Raw genomic sequence first — 20,036 nt, 5'->3', positions numbered from 1 at the left:
CCCCGGCGCAGGCGCGGTTGCGTTTTTCCAAGGTGTCTTTGGGGGCGGCTGCCGGGGGTGATGGCCGGATCAGGGGCCGCTTAGCGGCGGATCAGGGGGCCAGCATCCGGGTGAACAGCGTAACGAGGTAGTCTTCGGCCTGGGGGAAGGGATCGGTGACCTTGGGGCCCAGGACCGTGCGCACCTGCACGTCGAAATCGGCGTAATGCTGGGTCAGCGACCAGATCGAGAAGATCAGGTGATGCGGATCGGCGGGGCGCAGGCGTCCATCCTCCATCCAGCCGCGGATGACCTGTGCCTGTCCGTCGACCAGGGGTTTCAGCACCTCTTCGAGACCGGCCCCCATGTTGGGCGCGCCCTGGATGATCTCGTAGGCGAACAGCCGGCTTTCGCGCGGCATGTCGCGGCTCATCGTCAGCTTGCGCCGGACATAGGTCAGGATCTCGTCCAGCGGATCACCGTCGGGGTTTATCTGGCGCAGCGGGTCCAGCCAGGTATCCAGAAGGTTTTCAAGTAGATGGGTGTGGATCGCTTCCTTCGAGGGGAAGTAATACAGCAGGTTGGGCTTGGACAGGGATGCGGCCTTGGCGATCTGGTCGACGGTCGCGCCGCGGAACCCATGGGTCGAAAACACGTCCAGCGCCGCTTCCGAGATCTGGGCGATCTTGTCCCTTTGGATGCGGGTCTGTCCGCCGGTATTGTCCTTCACGCCTGTCATGCCCTTAAAAATGCCTTTCCGTTCAATGTTTCCGACTTGGTGGATCAAGTCCACCCCGCGTAAAAATTAACCACGAAATCACCCGCACCCTGTGGGACATATGCCGATTTTCTTGACTGAGGGGAGACCTCTGTTAGCGTTGGTTTGACCGTTTGGTCAAAACAGCAACAGGCTCCCCGGAGGAATATCATGGCGGCACCCGGCGAAAACTTTCGAATCAATGGCGACCGGCTGTGGGACAGCCTGATGGAGATGGCCCAGATCGGACCGGGCGTGGCGGGCGGCAACAACCGCCAGACCCTGACCGACGAAGACGGCGAAGGCCGGGCGCTGTTCCAGAAATGGTGCGAAGCGGCGGGCTGCGAGATGGGGCTGGACAGCATGGGTAACATGTTTGCCATGCGGCCGGGCACCGACGTGGACGCGCTTCCGGTTTACGTGGGCTCTCACCTCGATACGCAGCCGACGGGCGGGAAGTACGACGGCGTGCTGGGCGTTCTCGGCGGGCTCGAGGTCGTGCGGACGCTGAATGACCTGGGCGTGAAGACCAAGCATCCGATCGTGGTGACCAACTGGACCAATGAAGAAGGCACCCGCTATGCGCCGGCTATGCTGGCCTCGGGCGTGTTTGCCGGCGTGCATGAGGAGGACTGGGCCAAGGACCGCGTCGATGCCAAGGGCAAGCGGTTCGGGGATGAGCTGAAGCGCATCGGCTGGGAAGGCGAGGAACCGGTTGGCAGCCGCAAGATGCATGCCTTCTTTGAGCTGCACATCGAACAGGGCCCCATCCTGGAGGCCGAGGGCAAGGATATCGGCATCGTCACCCATGGCCAGGGCCTGTCATGGATGCAGCTGACGATCCGCGGCAAGGATGCGCACACCGGGTCCACCCCGATGCCGATGCGCAAGAACGCGGGCCTGGGCATGGCCAAGGTGCTGCAACTGGTGGACGAGATCGCCTGGTCCCACGCCCCCCACGCGGTTGGCGCGGCCGGTCACATCGACGTCCACCCCAATTCGCGAAACGTGATCCCGGGAGAGGTCGTCTTTACCGTCGATTTCAGATCGCCCGATCTGGCGGTGATCCAGGACATGGAGGCGCGTCTGAAAGAGGGCGCGCAGGCGATCTGTGACGAGATGGGCCTGACGGTCGAATTTGAAAAGGTCGGCGGCTTCGACCCGGTGGAATTCGACGCCACCTGTGTCGGCGCGCTGCGGGATGCGGCAGAACGGCTGGGCTATTCGCATCGCGACATCATTTCGGGTGCCGGGCATGACGCCTGCTGGATCAACCGGGTTGCGCCGACGGCCATGGTGATGTGTCCTTGTGTCGACGGGCTAAGCCACAACGAGGCCGAGGAGATCTCCAAGGACTGGGCCGCGGCCGGGGCAGACGTTCTGCTGCATGCGGTGGTCGAGACGGCGGGGATCGTGGAGTGAGATTTCGCCCGCCGCTTGTGCGGCGGCCGACCGGGCCGGGGGCTCTGCCCCCGGACCCCCGGGATATTTGAGAAAACCAAAGAGGGTTGCCGAAGAGGGCTGCCACAGAGGTCCGCATGAGGACCAAGGGGAGATGGACATGAGCAAGGTCATCAAGGGCGGCACGGTCGTCACGGCGGATCGCCAGATCAAGGCGGATGTGCTGATCGAGGGCGAGAAGATCGTCGAGATCGGCGAGAACCTGAAAGGGGACGAGGTCATCGACGCGAGCGAGGCCTATGTGATCCCCGGCGGGATCGATCCACACACCCATCTTGAGATGCCCTTTATGGGCACCACGGCGGCCGAGACGTTCGAGACCGGCACCTGGGCCGCGGCCTGTGGCGGAACGACCATGCTGATCGATTTCTGCCTGCCGGGCGAGGATGGGTCGATCAAGAACGCGATCCAGGAATGGCACCGCAAGTCCGCGCCGCAGATCTGTTCCGATATCGGCTATCACATGGCGATCACCGGCTGGAACGAGAACATCTTTGCCGAGATGAAGGATGCGGTCGACGCGGGCGTGAACAGCTTCAAGCATTTCATGGCCTACAAGGGCGCGCTGATGGTCGAGGATGACGAGATGTTCGCCTCGTTCCAGCGCTGCCGCGAGCTGGGCGCGCTGCCCATGGTGCATGCGGAGAACGGCGACCTGGTCGATCTGATGCAGAAGAAGTTCCTGGCCGAGGGCAAGACCGGCCCCGAATGGCACGCGCGGAGCCGTCCGCCGGAATTCGAGGGCGAGGCCGCGAACCGGGCGATCACCATTGCCGACGCGGCGGGCACGCCCCTCTATATCGTGCATGTGTCCTGCGAACAGGCGCATGAGGCGATCCGGCGCGCGCGGCAGAAGGGGATGCGTGTCTATGGCGAACCCCTGGCGCAGTTCCTGACCCTGGATGACAACGAATACCTGAGCGAGGACTGGCTGCATTCGGCGCAGCGCGTGATGTCGCCGCCCTTCCGCGGCAAGGAACATCAGGACGGGCTTTGGGCCGGGTTGCAGTCCGGTTCGCTTCAGGTGGTGGCGACGGACCACGCGGCATTCTCCAGCGAACAGAAGAAGATGGGCGTTGGCGACTTTACCAAAATCCCGAACGGAACGAACGGTCTGGAAGAGCGTCTGGGCGTGCTCTGGACCCAGGGCGTGGAGACGGGCCGCCTGACGCCCGAGGAGTTTGTCGCCGTGACCTCGACCAATATTGCCAAGATCCTGAACATGTACCCGCAGAAGGGCGCGATCGTGCCCGGCGCGGATGCGGATGTGGTGGTCTGGGATCCGTCGATTTCCAAGACGATCAGCGCCTCGAACCACCATTCGATTCTGGATTACAACGTCTTCGAGGGCTACGAGGTCACCGCCCAGCCGCGCTATACGCTGAGCCGGGGCGAGGTCATCTGGGCCTGGGGACAGAATTCCCAGCCGCAGCCGGGCCGGGGCCGGTTCGTGCCGCGCAAGCCGTTCTCGTCCGCAGCCAAGGCGCTGTCGAAGTGGAAAGAGCTGAATTCGCCCCGCTCTGTGCAGCGCGATCCGATGAATATTCCGGCGGGGATTTAAGTGACTTCGACTGCAGTGATTTCGGCCAAGGGTCTGGACCTGACCTTCCAGACCAACGACGGCCCCGTGCATGCGCTGAAAGGCGTGGACCTGGATATCGGCAAGGGGGATTTCGTGTCCTTTATCGGGCCGTCGGGCTGTGGCAAGACCACCTTCCTGCGCTGTATCGCGGCGCTGGAGGAACCCACAGGCGGCACACTGAGTGTCAACGGCATGACGCCCGAAGAGGCCCGCAAGGCGCGCGCCTATGGCTATGTCTTCCAGGCGGCAGGGCTGTATCCCTGGCGCACCATCGCGGGCAATATCAAGCTGCCGCTTGAGATCATGGGCTTTCCCAAGGCGGAACAGAACGCGCGTGTCGAAAAGGTGCTGGAACTGGTCGACCTGGCGGGGTTTGGCGGCAAGTTTCCCTGGCAGTTGTCGGGCGGCATGCAGCAGCGCGCCTCGATCGCGCGGGCGCTGTCGTTTGATGCCGACATCCTGCTGATGGACGAACCCTTTGGTGCGCTGGACGAAATCGTGCGCGACCACCTGAACGAAGAGCTGCTGAAGCTGTGGGCGCGGACGGGCAAGACCATCGGGTTTGTCACCCACTCGATCCCCGAGGCGGTGTATCTGTCCACCAAGATCGTCGTCATGTCGCCCCGGCCCGGACGGATCACCGATGTGATCGACAGCCCTCTGCCGAAGGAGCGCCCGCTGGACATCCGCGACACGCCGGAATTCCTGGAAATCGCGCATCGGGTGCGGGAAGGGCTGCGGGCAGGGCATGCCTATGACTGAGGCACGCAGGGCAACACGCGACGACATCCCCGCCATGGCCGGGATCATCAACGCCTGGATCGACGGGACAAAGTGGTTTCCCCGCGTCCTGTCCGACCAGGTGATCACCGAGGCTTTCGAGGGGGCCTTTGACCAGCGCAGGATGTGGGTCGCCGGGGATCCGGTTGCCGGCTACCTGTCGCTGAACCCGGACACCGGGCAGGTCGCAGCATTGTATTGTGCGCGCACCGGAGAGGGGCTGGGACGCGCGCTGATGGACCGGGCGAAGGAGGGGCGGGATCATTTGTTCCTGCACACCCATGTGCCGAACCGGGGGGCGCAGCGGTTCTATCGGCGCGAGGGCTTCAAAGAGGTCTCGCGCCATCAGCCCGAACCGCCCGAGACCGTGGAAGAGATCCGCATGGAGTGGCACGCATGAGGGCCATATTTCCCGTTCTGACCGTCGTCGCCGTGATCGTGGCGCTGTGGTACGCGGCCTGCGTGCCGATGAACATCCATTTTGCTGTCACCCAGGCGGAACGCGCCGGGCAGGTGGTCACGCCCGAGGGTGCGAGAGAGCGGCGCGAGATGGGGGCGATCCCCCTTGCGCTGAAGAACCCGTCGGTCTGGGGCGATACCTTTGCCCAGGACAAGCCCCGTCTGCCCGCGCCGCACCAGGTCGCGGTGGAACTGTGGGAGACCACGGTCGAGAAGAAGGTGACCTCGAAACGGTCGCTGATCTTCCACGGCTGGATCACCCTGTCGGCGACGCTTCTGGGCTTTGCCATCGGGTCCGTCGCGGGGGTTCTGCTGGCCGTGGGGATCGTGCATTCCCGCGCCATGGACATGAGCGTCATGCCCTGGGCCATCGCCAGCCAGACGATCCCCATTCTGGCAATTGCGCCGATGATCATCGTGGTGCTGAATTCCGTGGGTCTTCAGGGGCTTGTGCCCAAGGCGATCATCTCGGCCTATCTGTCGTTCTTTCCGGTGGTCGTGGGCATGGTCAAGGGGCTGCGGTCGCCGGGCGCGATGCAGATCGACCAGATGCGCACCTGGAGCGCGAGCGCGAACCAGACGTTCTGGAAGCTGCGGATGCCGGCCTCGGTGCCCTATCTTTTTGCCTCGCTCAAGATCGGGATTGCCGCAAGCCTTGTCGGGGCCATCGTGGGGGAACTTCCCACGGGCGCGGTGCGGGGCCTGGGCGCGCGTCTGTTGACGGGCAGCTACTATGGCCAGACCATCCAGATCTGGTCGGCGCTTTTCGCGACCGCCATCCTGGCGGCGGCCCTGGTGGCGATTGTCGCGGGGCTTGAGCGCGTGACCCTGAAACGCATGGGGGTGGGACGATGAGCCTGTTGATCCTGATCCTGGCGCTGCTGATCTGGGCCGGGGCCTGGCGGCTGAACGTCGTCATCGCCAATGGTCGGCGGGCAGACACCCGTGCGGCGCAACTGGGCGTTCCGGCCATCTTCGGCCTGACCCTGCTGATCCTGTGGGAACTGATCGTGCGCGGCCTGGGCATTCCGCTGGTGATCCTGCCGCCGCCCACGATGATCGCGGACCGGTTCATGGGCAGCCTGCCGATCCTCTGGGCGGATTTCGTGCAGACGGTCGTGAAGGGGGCGCTGTCGGGCTATGTGATCGGCTGCCTTGCGGCCTTTGGCACCGCGATCCTGGTGGACCGCAGCGATTTCCTGAAGCGCGGGCTGATGCCCGTGGGGAATTTCGTCGCCGCCCTGCCGATCGTCGGCACCGCGCCGATCCTGGTGATGTGGTACGGGTTCGACTGGCAGTCCAAGGCGGCGGTGGTCGTGGTCATGGTCTTCTTCCCGATGCTGGTGAACATCACCGCAGGGTTGCAGGAAACCACCACGATGCAGCGCGACCAGATGAAAACCTGGGCGGCCAGCTATTGGCAGGGGTTCTGGAAACTGCGGCTTCCGGCGGCGATGCCCTTTGTCTTCAACGGGCTGAAGATTTCGTCGACCCTGGCGCTGATCGGGGCGATCGTGGCGGAATTCTTCGGCTCTCCGATCGTGGGGATGGGGTTCCGCATCTCGACCTCTGTGGGGCAGCTGGCGCTGGACATGGTCTGGGCCGAAATCGTCGTCGCCGCCCTCGCCGGATCGGCCTTTTACGGGCTGATTGCCCTGATCGAGAAGAAGGTGACCTTCTGGCATCCCTCTCAGCGCTGAGCGGCTGGCCAAGGTAAAATCGCGTACGGTCGTCAAGACTGCGAACCGCCCCTGACCTGGTGGTCCGGGGCGGTGTCATGTATTTCGTGCAGCCGTTCAAACTGGCGCACGTGGTGTGGGGTTCAGTCCTTGGCGTGGACCCGCCGGGCGGTTCAGGCCTTTTTTCGGCGCAGTGCACCAAAAGCGGCCAATCCGCCGACCATCAGGGGCAGGCCTGCGGGGACCGGAACCTGATTGACCAGGTCGAAGGTAAAGGTCGAATAGCCAACACCCGCCCCGGTCGAGCTGTCGTCAAACAGCAGACGCGTGATGGCACCGTAGGAAGACAGGTCCACGGTCTGATCCGGCGTGCTGAAGTTCAGCGTCGTGATCAGCAGATTGCCCAGCCCGTAAATCGACAGGGCCACGGCATCGCCGGAGTGGCTGCCGTCGATGTCGAAGCTGAGGTTTTTCACGGCCGAGGAGAAGGCGATTTCCGTGTCGGCTTCGCAATTGAATACGGTTGGATTGAGCGAACAGAACCCGTCAGCGGCACCGGCGGCACCCGCGCCAACAAGGATGTTCCCGCCCGACGTGTTGGTGATCGTCGCGCCGCCCAGGGAAATGGAACTTCCATAGGTTCCAGCACCGAAGGCCACGAAATCCAGTGTTCCGGCCTGCGCCAGGCCCGTGCTTGCGGCCATCAGGGCCCCTGCAAGAAGAAATGTCTTCATAATAGTCTCCATTCAAATCGTTAATTGCGTTTTGCTGATCCTGTCGCGTCCGAGCGCGGTGCGGCGGGGTCACATCGATTTGACGGTCGTTCTTTACCTTTCGTCAACTTGCCATTCGAAAAAGGCTGTTGGGGGGTGGCGATTGCCTTGGTTTTGGGCTTGGCGCAGCTCTCCGAGAGTAAATAGTTGGAAAATTTCTTGATTGAAACGCGATCTGCGCGCAACTTTTGACCAGAGGGTCAATTCTTGCGTGACCCCAAAGCGGCCTGACGCATGTCATCAGCCGCATGTCGAAAGACAAGAAGGGTCCAAGGCAACAGGGTCCCGACAACAGGGCCCAAAGCCATTGGGCGAAAACCAACAGGGGTAAACATGAAAAAGATTCTAGCTACTTTCGCGGCAGCCGCAGTGTCGGCGGCAGGGGTTGCGGCTCCGGCCATGGCGGATGACGAGGTGAAGCTGCAGCTGCAGTGGGTCACCCAGGCGCAGTTCGCGGGCTATTACGTGGCGCTGGAAAAGGGGTTCTACGACGAAGAAGGCCTGGATGTGACCGTTCTGCCCGGCGGCCCCGACATTGCTCCGCCCCAGGTTCTGGCCGGCGGTGGCGCGGATGCCATGTTGAACTGGATGCCCTCGGCGCTGGCCGCACGGGAAAAGGGCCTGCCGGTGGTGAACATCGCGCAGCCGTTCAAATCATCGGGGCTGATGCTGACCTGCTGGAAGGATACCGGCATCACCGGTCCGCAGGATTTCAAGGGCAAGACCATCGGCGTCTGGTTCTTCGGCAATGAATATCCCTTCCTCAGCTGGATGAGCCAGGAAGGCATCTCGACCGAGGGTGGCGAGGATGGCGTGACGGTTCTGAAGCAGGGCTTCAACGTCGATCCGCTGATCCAGCGCCAGGCCGATTGCATCAGCACCATGACCTACAACGAATATGGTCAGGTTCTGGATGCGGGTGTGTCCGAAGATGAGCTGGTGACCTTCAAGTACGAGGACATGGGCGTCGCCACGCTGGAAGACGGAATTTACGTTCTGGAAGAGAACCTGGAAGATCCCGCCTTCAAGGAGAAGATGGTGAAATTCGTCCGCGCCTCGATGAAGGGCTGGAAATACGCCGAGGAAAACCCGGATGAAGCGGCCGAGATCGTCCTGGAATACGACGAGACCGGTGCCCAGACCGAGGCGCACCAGAAGCGCATGATGGGTGAAATCGCCAAGCTGACCGCCGGATCGAACGGCGCGCTGGATGAGGCCGATTTCCAGCGCACCGTCGACACGCTGCTGGCGGGCGGCTCTGACCCGGTGATCACCGCGCAGCCCGAAGGGGCCTGGACGAGCGAGATCACCGACGCGGCGCTGAACTGAGCGTCACTCGGGAACGGGCCCCCAGGGGCCCGTGCCTTCGGCGAGAGTATTTTGGGCAAGATGATCCCGGGGGGCGGCGCGCTTTTGTGCGCCGTTTTTCTTTTGTCCGGCCGGTGGTTGGGGCTGGGGCGCGATCAGGAGGGTGTGGGCTCGTCGTCGCGGCGCAGGATCGAGCGCATGGCGGCCAGTGCCGCGTTGGCATTGCTGACGGTCTGGTCTAGCTGATCCGAAATCATCGCCAGTTTCGCCGCATCCGTGGTGCTGCGGATCACCCGGCTGGTGCCCGCCAGGGTCGAGGTGACATTGGCGAAGGTGTGCAGGATCTCGGCCAGCTGGTCGAGCGTGTCCTGATCGTCTTCGGGCGTTGCCCCCTGCCGGGCCTCGGGCGCGGGCGAGAGCAGGGCCGAGATCACCAGGACGGTGTCGACCATGCCGTTGGCATAGGAAAGCGGGCAGGCCTCGATCTCCCACTGGGTGGGTTCGCCGGTGCCGTGGAAGGTGCCGTTGAAGCCGCCGGTCTGCCCCGAGAGCGCCTGGGTGATCAGCTGACGCGCCTGCGTGGCGGCGGCCCCGTCCCAGAAGGTCGTCCAGACCTGGCCGCAGACCTGGTCCTGGGTGGTTTTCAGAAGCTCGAGCCCGCGGGTGTTCACGGCGGTGATGCGGCCGTCCCGGTCCAGCACCTTGATGCAGAGGTTGCGTTGACCGATGCTTTCCAGGATCGAGGAAAGCGCAGGCACGGCGTGATCGTAATTTTCACCAACGAGCGACATGGCAGTGTCCCGGGGCTGAATAAAACGGCAAGGCGGAGTGCGGATTTCGGAGCAGGTCCCGGGACGGTCCCGGGCCGAAATGGCGGAATTTGGAAAAGGTGACAGAAGGGATACCGGGCAACGCTGGTTTTGGCAATTAAACCAGGAGAACAATTATGCAAAGGGATAGGTTCTGCGACTTTGGTCGCGCTTGAGGTCGTGCCTGTCGGTGCAGGCTGGGTCAGGCAAGGCGCGGGATGCGGGAATAAGTGGCGTGGGGGCAAAATCACGAAACCGTGGCTAAGCCTGCGAAACGCGGGTGAAAAGCGTCGAATCGCGCGGTGTTTTCGTCAAAACGCGGCCATATCGGCCTTGGCTTCCCCCGCGCGGACGGGCAGAGTACCTGCCAGCGGTTGAATCCAAGAACAGGCACCCCAGATTCAGCTTACGTGAACAGGAAGACCCACGCGTTGCCGCACCCGGGACGGCGGGTCTTGCCCAAGATAAGGAAAGAGCATGCAAGAGCCTCTTAACCCCTCCTATCCCGTCCTGCCGCTGCGCGACATCGTGGTGTTTCCGCACATGGTGGTTCCGCTGTTCGTGGGACGTGACAAATCCGTCAAGGCGCTTGAGGAGGTCATGGCCGAAGACAAGCAGATCCTGCTGTCCAGCCAGATCGACCCCGCTGAAGACGACCCCCAGGCCGACGGCATCTATGACGCCGGCGTGCTGGCCAATGTGCTGCAGCTGCTGAAACTGCCCGATGGCACCGTGAAGGTGCTGGTCGAAGGCACCACGCGTGTGCAGATCCTTGAATTCGTCGACAACCCCGATTTCTTCGAAGCCAAGGCCGAGTATCTGAACGAGGTCACCGGCGACGAGGAAACCATCGAAGCGCTGCTGCGCTCGGTCGGGGAAGAGTTCGAGCGCTATGCCAAGGTCAAGAAGAACATCCCCGAAGAAGCGCTGAGCGCCGTCAGCCAGACGATGGAGCCCGCGAAGCTGGCCGACCTGGTCGCCGGTCACCTGGGCATCGAGGTGCAGCAGAAGCAGGAGCTTCTGGAGACGCTGTCGATCAGCGAGCGGCTTGAGAAGGTCTATGGGCTGATGCAGGGCGAAATGTCCGTTCTGCAGGTCGAGAAGAAGATCAAGACCCGCGTGAAATCCCAGATGGAGCGGACGCAGCGCGAGTATTATCTGAATGAGCAGATGAAGGCCATTCAGAAGGAACTGGGCGACGGTGAGGACGGCGAGGGCGAGATCGCCGAGCTGGAAAGCCGCATCGCCGAGACCAAGCTGTCCAAGGAAGCCCGCGAAAAGGCGGAAGCCGAGCTGAAGAAGCTGAAGAACATGTCGCCCATGTCGGCCGAGGCGACCGTCGTGCGCAATTACCTGGACTGGATGCTGTCGATCCCGTGGGGCGTGAAGTCGCGCGTGAAGAAGAACCTGCACGGTGCCGAAGAGGTGCTGGATGCGGATCACTATGGGCTTGAGAAGGTCAAGGAACGCATTGTCGAATACCTGGCCGTGCAGCAGCGATCCAAGAAGCTGAAGGGCCCGATCATGTGCCTTGTCGGCCCTCCGGGTGTCGGTAAGACCTCGCTTGGTAAATCCGTGGCGAAGGCGACGGGGCGCGAGTTCATCCGGATTTCCCTGGGCGGCGTGCGGGATGAGAGCGAGATCCGCGGTCACCGCCGGACCTATATCGGGTCCATGCCCGGCAAGATCATCCAGGCGCTGAAAAAGGCCAAGACGACCAACCCGCTGATCCTTCTCGATGAGATCGACAAGATGGGTCAGGACTTCCGGGGCGACCCGGCCTCGGCCATGCTGGAAGTGCTGGACCCTGAACAGAACGGGACCTTCGTGGACCACTATCTTGAGGTGGAATACGACCTCAGCAACGTGATGTTCCTGACCACGGCGAACAGCTACAACATGCCCGGGCCGCTTCTGGACCGGATGGAGATCATTCCGCTGGCCGGCTACACCGAGGAAGAGAAGCTTGAAATCACCAAGCGGCATCTTCTGCCCAAGCAGATCAAGAACCACGGTTTGCGCAAAGGCGAATTCGAGGTCTCGGACGAGGCGCTGATGGAGATGATCCGCCGCTATACCCGCGAAGCGGGCGTGCGGAACCTTGAGCGTGAGCTGGGCAAGCTGGCGCGGAAGGCCGTTACCTCGATCATCAAGGGCGAGGCCGAGACGGTGACCGTCACCGGCGAGAACCTGGATGAGTATCTGGGCGTGAAGAAGTACCGCTATGGTCTGGCCGAGAAGGAAGACCAGATCGGTGTTGTCACAGGGCTGGCCTATACCAGCGTCGGGGGAGACCTGCTTCAGATCGAGGCGCTGCGCCTGCCGGGCAAGGGCCGGATGAAGACCACCGGGAAACTGGGCGACGTGATGAAGGAATCGATCGATGCGGCGTCGTCCTACGTCCGCTCGATCGCGCCCGAAATCGGGGTGAAGCCGCCGCGCTTTGACACGATGGACATCCACGTGCACGTGCCCGATGGCGCGACGCCCAAGGATGGCCCTTCGGCCGGTCTGGCCATGGTGACGGCGATTGTCTCGGTGCTGACGCAGACCCCCGTGCGCAAGGACATCGCCATGACCGGTGAGGTCACGCTGCGCGGCAATGCCTCGGCCATCGGCGGGTTGAAGGAGAAGCTTCTTGCGGCGCTTCGTGGCGGCATCAAGACGGTGCTGATCCCCGAAGAGAACGAGAAGGACCTGGCCGACATCCCCGACAACGTGAAAGAGGGGCTGGAGATCATCCCCGTGACCCACGTGCGGGACGTTCTGAAACTGGCGCTGACGGGCACGCCCGAGGCGGTGGAATGGGACGAGGAAGCCGCCGCAGACGCCGCCATGGCGCGTGCTGCGGCCATGCCCGGCGGGTCCGAGCAAAGCTCGACCGCGCATTAAGCGTGGTCCAGGTGCCCGCAGGGGTGCCGCAAACAGGGAAACGCCCCGGTCACAGCGACCGGGGCGTTTTCGTTACTGCAGGGCCGCGATGACGGTCAGCATCGCAAGGTAAAGCGGCAGCGCCGCCCCGGCCGAGGAATTCGTCGCCTCTTGCACAATGACGGGGGCCTCGACAGCGGGTTCGGCATAGGATCCGGCTTGGACCGCCCCGGTCAGGGCGGTGGATGTGATCAGGGCAAAAGTCAGTGTTTTCATCAAAATTCTCCTGGTTACGGGAAACCGGCAGATCGGTTTCAACAGCGGCAGCAAGGCAACCGCGCGAATTTTCCGAAGATTTTCACGATGCGTCAACGGTTTATGGGGTAACGCTTGGGCGATGCTTCAGCGCGGGTGATGCGCAGGGCAGGGCGGCTGACCGGAAAGCGGTAATTGATCCGTGCCACTTCCTGCATATGTTGCCAATACGTCAAGAAAGGTGACCAAGTGACGACAGATGGTTCCCGCCCCGGCGCGCCTATCAGCGCGGCCTCGGATGCGAAACGCGTGGCCCGCAAGGCCGCTCGCAGTGCCGTGGCCCTGGCTGCGCAGTCCAACCACCCCCAGGGCCGTGCGTCCGACGACGTGCCCGAGCTTCGGTTGAAAGAACTTCTGGACCAGGTGGCCGAGGGGCAGGACCTGAAACGCGCCGACGTCCGCCGTGTGCTGGAAGAGGCGCTGAACCAGATCGGCTCCGCCCTGGGCGAGGGGCGGGATCTGTCCCTGCCGGGTCTGGGCAAGCTCAAGGTCAAACGCGCCACCCGCAAGGGCGACCGCCGCGTGATCGAAGCCCGGTTGCGCCAGGATGCGGCGCCCGAGGGGCGTGAATAAACCGACCGGTACGCGACGGTTCAGCGCGCTGGCCAGCGACGGTGCGGAAAGCGTGAAAACCGGGGTTGCCACGCCCCGGATTGCCGTTTAAAGACCCAGCCTACGGGTGATTAGCTCAGTGGTAGAGCGCTTCGTTCACATCGAAGATGTCAGGAGTTCGAATCTCTTATCACCCACCATTCCCTTTTCGTCTGATGTTCTGAACCGGCCCTGATCCCAGGGCGGCATGACCCGTCGGTTTTCTGCCCAGGCCCCCGATTTCAGCGAGATATTCAGCTATTGCCCGCCCGGTTGTGGCAATGCGGGCCGGGGAAGGGTCAAGCACCTTGCCTCTGATCCGGCGAAATGGGATGTGAAGGGAAAGCCCTATGGATCCCATGCTTGATTTCGACGCAACGTTTCGCGCCCGCCTGACTGCCCTTCTGGCGCAGATCTACCCCGATCACCCGGCTGATGAGCTGGGTCAGCAGATCACCGATGCCTTCTGGCCCGAAGGCTCCAGCCACCGCAAACGCGGCCGGACGCCGGGCAACCGGCAATGGTCGGAACGCGATGCGCTGGTCATCACCTATGGCAATTCGATCATCGACGGGCAGCATAAGCCGCTGGATCTGTTGCGGGATTTCCTGCATCGCGAAATGGCGGGCGTGGTGAACGGCGTGCATATTCTGCCGTTCTTTCCTTATACCTCGGACGACGGCTTTGCAGTGACGGATTATCGGGCGGTGAACCCGGTGCTGGGCGACTGGGCGGATATTTCGCGGATCGGGTCGGAATTCCTGCTGATGTCCGACCTGGTGCTGAACCACGTGTCGTCCCAGTCGACCTGGTTCAACGACTACCTGCAGGGCCACGCGCCCTATGATCAGTTCTTCTTCGAAGCCTCGCCCGAGGATGACCTGTCCGACGTGGTGCGCCCGCGCACCCAGCCCCTGTTGCGCGAGGTCGAGACATCGCGCGGCATCCGCCACGTCTGGTGCACCTTCAGCCACGACCAGATCGACCTGGATTTCCGCAACCCCGAGGTGCTTCTGGAATTCCTGCGGGTCATGCGGCTGCATATCGACAATGGCGTGCGGATCCTGCGGCTGGATGCGGTGGCTTTCATCTGGAAAGAGGTCGGCACCCGCTCGATCCACATGGCGCAGACCCATGCCATCGTGCGGCTGATGCGCCTGCTGGCGGATTTCGCGACGGAACCGCTGATTCTGCTGACCGAGACCAATGTGCCCAATGCCGAGAACCTCAGCTATTTCGGCAACAGGAACGAGGCGCACGCGGTCTACAACTTCTCGCTGCCGCCCCTGGTGCTGCATGCGATGATGTCGGGCCGCGCGGACAAGCTGATCCGCTGGCAGGGGGCGATGCCCCCGGCGCAGCTGGGCTGTGCCTACCTGAACTTCACCGCCAGCCACGACGGCATCGGCATGCGCCCGGCCGAAGGCATCCTGTCGCCCGAAGACGCCGCGCAGGTGATTGAAACGGTTCGAGATTTTGGTGGCCGCGTGTCCATGCGCGCGCTGCCCGGCGGCGGCGAAAGCCCCTATGAACTGAACATCACCTGGTTCGAGGCGATGAAAGGCACCTTCGCCGGAGAGGACGATCATCAGATCGCCCGCTTCCTTGCCAGCCAGACGCTGGTCATGGCACTGGAAGGCATCCCGGCCTTCTACATCCATTCGCTTCTCGCCACGCCGAACGATCACGAAGGGGTCGAGAAGTCGGGCCACAACCGCGCGATCAACCGGCACAGATGGGACTACGGCGTGCTGCAAGAACGGCTGGCCGATCCCGCAACCAACCAGCACGTGGTGCTGGAAGAGATGAAGCGCCGCATCGACATCCGCCGCCGCCAGCGCGCCTTCCACCCCAATGCGACCCAGTTCACGCTGCAGCTGGATAAACGGATCTTCGGGCTATGGCGGCAGAGCCTGGACCGCGACCAGTCGATCTTTGCGCTGCACAACGTGTCCTCGGATGCCTTCGACATCGACCCCTATGCGATCAACCTGATCGAAGGCGAGGACTGGGTGGACCTGATCACCGGCGAAAGCATCGACCCCACGGACGCCAGCATCGCCTTCGCCCCCTACCAGTGCCGCTGGATCACCAACCGCGCGTAATCCAAAGGCGCGCCTGCGGCGCACTCCTTTTTATAAAAGCGGGCGCAATCCAACCGTTGCTAACAGTCCCCACGATGCGAGAAGCGGCGGGCGGGTGGAACAGGGCTCTGCCCCCCTTGGGCAAGTGCAGACGACGGACGTGGCAGGGGGCCCAGTCTAACCGTTGTTTGCAGTGCCCCAGTCGCGAGACGCGGCGGCCAGGCGAGAGATCGCGCCCTTATCCGAGGCAAGTGGAAAAAAACGAACGTGGCAGGGGGCGCTGCCCCCTTGGCGTCAAAGCTGAAGCTTTGCCACCACCCCCGGGATATTTGAAAAAACCAAAGAGGGCAGATGCGCCGCGCCGCCCACTCTTTGGTTTTCATAATTATCCTGGGGGGAGTCCGAAGGACGGGGGGCTAGCCCCCCTTAGCCGTAATCCTTCAGATCTGCCGCCACCGCCTTGAGCATATCGGTCATCAGGCTGCTGTCGGCGGCGTGGACGCGGTTCCAGGTCGGGATGAAGGGCGTCTCGGAGGGGTTGTCGAGGAAGATGCGGCCGGCTTCCATGATGTTTTCGGCAAACAGCTCGGCGGTGCGTTCCTCGGTGTGGCGGTCGACGGTGAGGCCGTTCATCGTGGCGTCGTTGTAATAGGCCTCGAGCAGGTCGAGGGCCGAGCGGTAGTAGGTCGCCTTGAGGGTGCGGAAGACCTCTTCGTTGAAGACCGTGCCATCGGCGGCGAGCTTGCGGAAGACGGCCTTGCAGATGTCGATCGACATGCGCGACAGGCCGGTGGTCTTGTCGTCCTCGGACAGGTCCTGGTGCTTGTGGTCGTAGTGGTCCGCGATCTCGACCTGGCAGACGGATTTCGGGGCGAGGTTGCGCCAGGCCTCGGAGAGGACGCCGATTTCCAGGCCCCAGTCCGAGGGGATGCGCAGATCCGCCAGGATCGAGGTGCGCATGGCGAATTCCCCCGACAGCGAATAGCGGAAGGCGCGCAGGAAATCGATATAATCGCGGTCCCCGATGACCTTCTTCATGGCGATCAGCAGCGGAGAGACCAGCATCCGCGCCACGCGGCCGTTGATCTTGCCGCCGCCGACACGGGCGTAATAGCCCTTGGCCACCTGGTAGGGGAAATTCGGGTTCACTACCGGATAGACCAGCCGGGCCAGGAGTTCCTTTTCGTAGGTGACGATGTCGCAATCGTGGATCGCCACCACGTCGCTGTCGGCGCAGGCCAGCAGGAAGCCGATGCAACCCCAGACGTTCTTGCCCTTGCCGGGTTCGGTCGGGGCCAGGCCAAGGCTTTCCAGCCGGGCCTCGATCGCCTTCATGCGCGGGCTGTCGTTCCAGATCACCACGTGGTTCTGCGGCAGAACCGAGAAGAATTCGCGGGCGTGGCGGTATTGGGCCTCATCGGCGCGGTCGAGGCCGATGACGATGCGGTGCAGATAGGGGACCTGGGCCAGTTCGGAGAGGATCCTAGGCAGCGCCTCGCCCTCGAGCTCGGAATAGAGCGAGGGCAGTATGAGAGAGATCTTGCGGTTCGAGGAATAGCTGACCAGCTCGTGGGTCAGATCCTCGGTCGTGCGGGTGCGCAGGTTGTGGATCGTGGCGATATTGCCGTTCTGATGAAAATCCGCCACGTCGAAAATCCTTTGTCCGGGTTAGGGGCTGAGCGCAGGTCTGGCCACGGGTCTGGCCGGGGCTCACGGAAAAGTTAGCGCGAGAATACTTTCGTTCCAACCGCTTGGGCCGGGATTTTTGCTTCGGGTGATGGTCATGCCGTCTTCCTTGGCAAGTTTCGGCAGCGGCGTGCCCGAGGGGTTCGCGATGATAAAACCGCGATCGGCGGTTTCCAGCATTTCGACGTCATTCGGGGCATCGCCCAGGGCCACGGTGCGGGGATGGCCGTAGAGGGCGGCGATCTCCTCCATCCGGTCGGCCTTGGTGCCACCGAAGGACAGGGTCAAAAATCGGCCGCCCTGACGTGCGGTGACGCCCAAGTCAGTGAGGGCGGCGATGAAGGCCTTACGCGCGGCCTCATCGCCGTCAAACAGCCCGGGTTCCGAGAAGGCGCGGCGGCGGGCCAGGGGGGCGCTGTCGGGGGCAAGGCCGGTGATCTGGGCCACATCGGCGTCGGTCATGTCGCCAAAGCCTGTGAAGCATTTGCGCAGGGGGGCGGGCAGGCTGTCCAGAGTGGTGCGCAGGCGGGCGTAGGGGGCGGCGTCGTCATCGGGCGTGGCATGGGCGGGTAGGATGCCGGCGCCGTTTTCCACGATGGCGGGGCAGGCCGACAGACCCATGGCGGCGCGCAGGGGGGCGATTTCGGCCGCGGTCTTGGACGAGGCCAGAACCACCGGCACGCCGCGTTCGGCCAGGTGATCCAGCGCGGGCTGCGCCGCCGTCCAGCTGTAATCGTGATGATCCAGCAGGGTGCCGTCGAGATCAGTGAAGACGATAAACGGAGGCTGTGTCATATGGCCCTTGCCCTTGGTGTGCCACATGCGCTATGTGCCGCCGCACGGGTGATTAGCTCAGTTGGTAGAGCGCTTCGTTTACACCGAAGATGTCGGGAGTTCGAGTCTCTCATCACCCACCATCCTTCCTGAAATCCGTCACTTTGCCAATGCCTTGACCAGCGATGCGGTCGGGAAACAGGTTGCTGTTCTGCCCGTTGCCTCCTGCCAGCGCCCGATTGAACGGCGGGTGCGGAAGCCGGGCAGGCCGTCGGCCCCGCCGGTGTCATGCCCCATGGCCTGAAGGCTGCGTTGCATCACGGCGATGTCGGATCTGTTCATGCGGCCAAGGGTGTCCCAATCTGTTCGGAAATCGCCAGATCCATATTGGATGCGGTCGCCCACGTGGCCGACGAAAAGCGCGTAAAGATCGCTCATGTTATAGTCCTTCAGCACGTAGAAATTCCGCGTGACCAGGAAGGCGGGGCCGTGGCGGCCGGCGGGCAGCATCAGGAACCCGTCCTCATTGGCCTCGGGCTGCGGGAAGGGCCGGCCCGAGGTGCGGGTGACGCCAAGCGCTGCCCAGTCGCGGATGCGTCGGCCCTGATCGGGGCCTTCCAGCGCGCAGGACAGGGTGGCGGGCAGGGTGACCTCGAACCCCCAGTCGCGGCCCTTTTGCCAGCCGTGCTTGGCAAGGTAGGCGGCGATCGAGGCGATGGTATCTGCCTCGGACCGCCAGATGTCGGCACGGCCATCGCCATTGCCGTCGGTAGCGTATTTCAGGAAGTTCGATGGCATGAACTGCGGCTGACCAAGCGCCCCGGCGCGGCTGCTTTTCATGGCACCCGCAGGGGCGTGACCGGCCTGGGCGATCTTGAGGGCGGCGATCACTTCGTCGCGGAAATAGGCATCGCGGCGGCCCATGAAGGCCAGGGTGCCCAGGGTGCGAAAGGCGTTTTCGGGGATCGCGGCGCGGCCATAGCTGCTTTCGCGGCCCCAGATCGCCAGGATGATGCGGGCGGGCACACCGGTGCGGGCCTCGGCCCGGGCCAGGGCGGTGGCGTGCTGGCGGGCCATCTGGCGGCCGATGCTGGTGGCGCTGTCCAGGGTGCCGCGGGTGAAATAACGCGCGGGGGCCCCGAATTCGGACTGACGCTGCTGCTGCGGGACCTTGGGGCCGCCGGGGGGCGAAAGGTCGGGCAGGGACCAGTCCAGCGTCACACCGCGAAAGGCGCTGTCAAAGGTGGCGCGGGCAATCCCGGCGCGCCGCGCCTGAGGCCAGAGCGTCGTAGTGAGCCAGGATTGAAACTGCGCCTCAACAGCGGCCCGGGATTGCGCAAGGGCGGGCAGGGGCATCAGCAGGATGCAAAGGCACAGGCAGAGGGCGCGCAGGATCATCGGGGGGCTTCCTTGGGCCGGGTCGCGGGGGGGCGTCGGGAACAGCATAGGCAGCGGCGGGGTGATTTGGCCACCGGGGATGCAGGATGTGGCCCGTCCGGGCCGATTTGGGCGCGGCAAGCGGCACGGCGGCAAGGTTTTCACCCGCCCCGCGATCCACAAACCAAGGGCTTTCCACAGCTTTCGTCGGATGCGATGAAATTTTCGCGGTTTTCATGCTTGACGCCGTCGCATGGGGGCCATATCACGCCCTCCACAGCAGCTGCGCGGTTGTAGCTCAGTTGGTTAGAGTACCGGCCTGTCACGCCGGGGGTCGCGGGTTCGAGCCCCGTCAACCGCGCCACTGCTGTCATATCCTGATCCTCTTGGATATCGGTGAAAAAGCGCTCCTTCCGGGGCGCTTTTCGCGTTTCAGGGGGCTGGTTTGCGTGCATTTTCCCAACCTGTCCCGGCAGACACCCGGCGGCGCGAAAAGCTGCCCGGCGAAGGTCGATTTCTGCTTGACGGGTCGCGGGGCATGACCTATTCCGCCCCTCACGCGCGGTTGTAGCTCAGTTGGTTAGAGTACCGGCCTGTCACGCCGGGGGTCGCGGGTTCGAGCCCCGTCAACCGCGCCACTTCCCCCTCCTGCATGATATTGTTTCGCATTTTAGCGCATTGCGTCTGTCGCAATTGTGCTGGCAAATTCGGCCTGCCTTTGCCAGTCTGATCCCGGCAAGGCGGGAAAGAC

The 20,036-nt window shown here is 63.3% G+C and carries 17 protein-coding genes and 4 tRNA genes; 14 read left to right on the top strand and 7 right to left on the bottom strand.

Translation table 11 applies throughout. The annotated features are described in order from the left end of the window. Positions 1-91 precede the first annotated feature (91 nt). Positions 92-709: a TetR family transcriptional regulator C-terminal domain-containing protein gene (locus tag BMX99_RS11095; protein WP_244525550.1), complete on the bottom strand. Its 618-nt coding sequence runs from the start codon at positions 707-709 to the stop codon at positions 92-94. Between the two features lie 198 nt (positions 710-907). On the opposite strand from BMX99_RS11095, the gene BMX99_RS11090 reads away from it, so the two are divergent. The 6 genes from BMX99_RS11090 (at position 908) to BMX99_RS11065 (ending at position 6,718) form a co-directional block, all read left to right on the top strand. Next, positions 908-2,158, top strand: a complete 1,251-nt coding sequence (locus BMX99_RS11090; protein ID WP_093451548.1) for a Zn-dependent hydrolase — start codon at positions 908-910, stop codon at positions 2,156-2,158. Positions 2,159-2,297: 139 nt separating this feature from the next. Continuing rightward, on the top strand, positions 2,298-3,758 hold the full coding sequence (gene hydA, locus BMX99_RS11085) for a dihydropyrimidinase (protein WP_093453226.1): 1,461 nt from the start codon (positions 2,298-2,300) through the stop codon (positions 3,756-3,758). Further along, the gene (locus tag BMX99_RS11080; protein WP_093451545.1) at positions 3,759-4,541 is read left to right on the top strand and encodes an ABC transporter ATP-binding protein; all 783 of its coding nucleotides are present in this window, start codon (positions 3,759-3,761) and stop codon (positions 4,539-4,541) included. After that, on the top strand, positions 4,534-4,959 hold the full coding sequence (locus tag BMX99_RS11075) for a GNAT family N-acetyltransferase (protein ID WP_093451542.1): 426 nt from the start codon (positions 4,534-4,536) through the stop codon (positions 4,957-4,959). Before BMX99_RS11080 ends, BMX99_RS11075 begins: the two co-directional genes overlap by 8 nt. Beyond that, a complete protein-coding gene (locus BMX99_RS11070; protein WP_093451539.1) occupies positions 4,956-5,873 on the top strand; it encodes an ABC transporter permease in 918 nt (305 codons plus the stop codon). The genes BMX99_RS11075 and BMX99_RS11070 overlap by 4 nt, the downstream gene beginning before the upstream one ends. Next, positions 5,870-6,718 carry an ABC transporter permease gene (locus BMX99_RS11065; protein WP_409371776.1) on the top strand — a complete coding sequence of 283 codons (849 nt, stop codon included), beginning with the start codon at positions 5,870-5,872 and terminating at the stop codon, positions 6,716-6,718. The genes BMX99_RS11070 and BMX99_RS11065 overlap by 4 nt, the downstream gene beginning before the upstream one ends. Positions 6,719-6,870: 152 nt before the next feature. Here the strand turns inward: BMX99_RS11065 and BMX99_RS11060 are convergent, their stop codons facing one another. Next, positions 6,871-7,431, bottom strand: coding sequence for a VPLPA-CTERM sorting domain-containing protein (locus BMX99_RS11060; protein ID WP_170848750.1), 561 nt, complete (start codon positions 7,429-7,431; stop codon positions 6,871-6,873). Positions 7,432-7,803: 372 nt separating this feature from the next. On the opposite strand from BMX99_RS11060, the gene BMX99_RS11055 reads away from it, so the two are divergent. Beyond that, the gene (locus BMX99_RS11055) at positions 7,804-8,799 is read left to right on the top strand and encodes an ABC transporter substrate-binding protein (RefSeq protein ID WP_093451534.1); all 996 of its coding nucleotides are present in this window, start codon (positions 7,804-7,806) and stop codon (positions 8,797-8,799) included. Between the two features lie 134 nt (positions 8,800-8,933). Here BMX99_RS11055 and BMX99_RS11050 read toward each other — a convergent pair whose 3' ends face one another. Next, the gene (locus BMX99_RS11050; RefSeq protein ID WP_093451531.1) at positions 8,934-9,569 is read right to left on the bottom strand and encodes a PAS domain-containing protein; all 636 of its coding nucleotides are present in this window, start codon (positions 9,567-9,569) and stop codon (positions 8,934-8,936) included. Positions 9,570-10,064: 495 nt separating this feature from the next. On the opposite strand from BMX99_RS11050, the gene lon reads away from it, so the two are divergent. Further along, positions 10,065-12,479: an endopeptidase La gene (gene lon, locus BMX99_RS11045; protein ID WP_093451528.1), complete on the top strand. Its 2,415-nt coding sequence runs from the start codon at positions 10,065-10,067 to the stop codon at positions 12,477-12,479. Positions 12,480-12,551: 72 nt separating this feature from the next. Here lon and BMX99_RS11040 read toward each other — a convergent pair whose 3' ends face one another. Further along, on the bottom strand, positions 12,552-12,734 hold the full coding sequence (locus BMX99_RS11040) for a hypothetical protein (RefSeq protein ID WP_093451525.1): 183 nt from the start codon (positions 12,732-12,734) through the stop codon (positions 12,552-12,554). A gap of 228 nt (positions 12,735-12,962) precedes the next feature. Between BMX99_RS11040 and BMX99_RS11035 the strand changes: the two genes are divergently transcribed. From BMX99_RS11035 to BMX99_RS11025, 3 genes are all read left to right on the top strand, one after another. After that, positions 12,963-13,346 (top strand): HU family DNA-binding protein, encoded by a 384-nt coding sequence (locus BMX99_RS11035; RefSeq protein WP_170848751.1) that lies wholly within the window; start codon positions 12,963-12,965, stop codon positions 13,344-13,346. A 104-nt stretch (positions 13,347-13,450) separates the two neighbouring features. Next, a tRNA-Val gene (locus BMX99_RS11030) sits at positions 13,451-13,525 on the top strand. A gap of 198 nt (positions 13,526-13,723) precedes the next feature. Next, positions 13,724-15,469: a sugar phosphorylase gene (locus tag BMX99_RS11025; protein WP_093453220.1), complete on the top strand. Its 1,746-nt coding sequence runs from the start codon at positions 13,724-13,726 to the stop codon at positions 15,467-15,469. 405 nt (positions 15,470-15,874) lie between these two features. On the opposite strand, the gene BMX99_RS11020 is transcribed toward BMX99_RS11025, so the two are convergent. Beyond that, positions 15,875-17,095 (bottom strand): glycosyltransferase family protein, encoded by a 1,221-nt coding sequence (locus tag BMX99_RS11020; protein WP_093451520.1) that lies wholly within the window; start codon positions 17,093-17,095, stop codon positions 15,875-15,877. A 63-nt stretch (positions 17,096-17,158) separates the two neighbouring features. Beyond that, positions 17,159-17,929, bottom strand: a complete 771-nt coding sequence (locus tag BMX99_RS11015) for an HAD-IIB family hydrolase (protein ID WP_093453217.1) — start codon at positions 17,927-17,929, stop codon at positions 17,159-17,161. A gap of 46 nt (positions 17,930-17,975) precedes the next feature. Here BMX99_RS11015 and BMX99_RS11010 point away from each other — a divergent pair. Next, positions 17,976-18,051: transfer RNA gene (locus tag BMX99_RS11010), tRNA-Val, on the top strand. A 16-nt stretch (positions 18,052-18,067) separates the two neighbouring features. Here BMX99_RS11010 and BMX99_RS11005 read toward each other — a convergent pair. Further along, a complete protein-coding gene (locus BMX99_RS11005) occupies positions 18,068-19,306 on the bottom strand; it encodes a lytic murein transglycosylase (protein ID WP_093451518.1) in 1,239 nt (412 codons plus the stop codon). Positions 19,307-19,572: 266 nt separating this feature from the next. On the opposite strand from BMX99_RS11005, the gene BMX99_RS11000 reads away from it, so the two are divergent. After that, positions 19,573-19,649 (top strand) — tRNA-Asp (locus BMX99_RS11000). Positions 19,650-19,846: 197 nt separating this feature from the next. Then, positions 19,847-19,923 (top strand) — tRNA-Asp (locus BMX99_RS10995). Positions 19,924-20,036 lie beyond the last annotated feature (113 nt).

The sequence above is a fragment of the Pseudooceanicola nitratireducens genome, from assembly GCF_900109195.1.
Lineage (GTDB): Bacteria > Pseudomonadota > Alphaproteobacteria > Rhodobacterales > Rhodobacteraceae > Pseudooceanicola > Pseudooceanicola nitratireducens.
This window is presented reverse-complemented; position numbering and strand designations above follow the sequence as displayed.

Bases quoted from the DNA above. Each gene is read 5' to 3' on its own strand.
- BMX99_RS11090 (WP_093451548.1), top strand. From the start codon at position 908: ATGGCGGCACCCGGCGAAAACTTTCGAATCAATGGCGACCGGCTGTGG.
- hydA (WP_093453226.1), top strand. From the start codon at position 2,298: ATGAGCAAGGTCATCAAGGGCGGCACGGTCGTCACGGCGGATCGCCAG.
- BMX99_RS11075 (WP_093451542.1), top strand. From the start codon at position 4,534: ATGACTGAGGCACGCAGGGCAACACGCGACGACATCCCCGCCATGGCC.
- BMX99_RS11070 (WP_093451539.1), top strand. From the start codon at position 4,956: ATGAGGGCCATATTTCCCGTTCTGACCGTCGTCGCCGTGATCGTGGCG.
- BMX99_RS11065 (WP_409371776.1), top strand. From the start codon at position 5,870: ATGAGCCTGTTGATCCTGATCCTGGCGCTGCTGATCTGGGCCGGGGCC.
- BMX99_RS11060 (WP_170848750.1), bottom strand. From the start codon at position 7,431: ATGAAGACATTTCTTCTTGCAGGGGCCCTGATGGCCGCAAGCACGGGC.
- BMX99_RS11055 (WP_093451534.1), top strand. From the start codon at position 7,804: ATGAAAAAGATTCTAGCTACTTTCGCGGCAGCCGCAGTGTCGGCGGCA.
- BMX99_RS11050 (WP_093451531.1), bottom strand. From the start codon at position 9,569: ATGTCGCTCGTTGGTGAAAATTACGATCACGCCGTGCCTGCGCTTTCC.
- lon (WP_093451528.1), top strand. From the start codon at position 10,065: ATGCAAGAGCCTCTTAACCCCTCCTATCCCGTCCTGCCGCTGCGCGAC.
- BMX99_RS11040 (WP_093451525.1), bottom strand. From the start codon at position 12,734: ATGAAAACACTGACTTTTGCCCTGATCACATCCACCGCCCTGACCGGG.
- BMX99_RS11025 (WP_093453220.1), top strand. From the start codon at position 13,724: ATGCTTGATTTCGACGCAACGTTTCGCGCCCGCCTGACTGCCCTTCTG.
- BMX99_RS11015 (WP_093453217.1), bottom strand. From the start codon at position 17,929: ATGACACAGCCTCCGTTTATCGTCTTCACTGATCTCGACGGCACCCTG.
- BMX99_RS11005 (WP_093451518.1), bottom strand. From the start codon at position 19,306: ATGATCCTGCGCGCCCTCTGCCTGTGCCTTTGCATCCTGCTGATGCCC.